At 73.4% G+C, this 1,129-nt stretch carries 1 protein-coding gene and 1 tRNA gene; both read right to left on the reverse strand.

What is annotated here, in order from left to right:
* Positions 1 to 240: 240 nt before the first annotated feature.
* Positions 241 to 313: transfer RNA gene (locus AB8Z75_RS34675), tRNA-Gly, on the reverse strand.
* Between the two features lie 89 nt (positions 314 to 402).
* Entirely contained in the window at positions 403 to 1,041 is a 639-nt protein-coding gene (locus AB8Z75_RS34680) for a DNA-binding response regulator (RefSeq protein ID WP_369209075.1), read from the reverse strand.
* Positions 1,042 to 1,129: the final 88 nt, after the last annotated feature.

A 1,129-nucleotide genomic window follows, 5' to 3' on the forward strand; every position in this document is an offset into this window, starting at 1 on the left:
GATGTAGCGGGCSCGCCCGCCCTCCCCGACGAGGTCGTCGAGGCCACGCGCGCCCGCTACATCGAGGCCTACGAACGCCTCACCGGTGTGCCCTGGAGCTGACCCGGACGGGGCGCGGCGACACCCCGAGCGCGGTGCGGTGGACACACGGCCGAGCGCGGTGCGGTGGACACACGGCGAAGGCCCCGGTCGAGACGACCGGGGCCTTCCTCCGTGAGACGCACGATGCTCACTGCGCTGAGCGGACGACGAGGCTCGAACTCGCGACCTCAACCTTGGCAAGGTTGCGCTCTACCAACTGAGCTACGTCCGCGTGCCCCACCCTCGGCCCGGCACGGGCCGCCGTGGTGCGCGGCCCAGTATAGCCGTACTTCTCCTGGCTCGGGACCTCGGCGCCTCCGCTCAGATCCACCCCCGCTCGCGGGCCATGCGGACCGCCGCGTGCCGGTTCTCCGCGCCCAGCTTCGCCGCGGCGGCCGACAGGTAGTTGCGGACGGTGCCCTGGGTCAGCGACGCACGTGCGGCGATGTCCGCCACCGGCGCACCGTCCGCTGCCAGCTCCAGCAGCTCGGCCTCCCGCGCCGACAGAGGCGAGTCCCCGGCGCTGATGGCGTCCGCCGCCAGCTGCGGATCCACGTAACGGTTGCCGCCGTGCACGGTACGGATGATCTGAGCGAGCTGTTCGGCGGACGCGGTCTTCGGCACGAATCCGCGCACGCCCGCGGCCAGCGCCCGTTTGAGATGCCCCGGCCTGCCGTGACTGGTCACGATCATCGTCCGGCACCCGGGCACCGACTCGCGCAGCGTCGCCGCGACCCGCACCCCGTCCGCGCCCGGCATCTGGAGATCGAGCACCGCCACGTCCGGGCGGTGCGCGGTCGCCATGGCCGCCGCCTCGGTACCCGAAGCCGCCTCGGCGACGATCGAGAGGTCGTCCTCCAACGCCAGCAGTGCCGCCAGCGCCCCCCTGATCAGGTGCTCGTCATCCGCCAGCAGCACCCTGATGGGGGCGCCCCGCGACGCTTCGGCCTCCTCAGGCACGTGGTCCCCTTCCCGCCGTCACGTCGCCGCGGGTGAGAGCACGCCGCAGCAGCCCGCCCGCCTTCTGCACCTGTCCACCGCCGGTGGC

Source organism: Streptomyces sp. PU-14G, from assembly GCF_041028275.1.
Classification (GTDB): Bacteria; Actinomycetota; Actinomycetes; order Streptomycetales; family Streptomycetaceae; genus Streptomyces.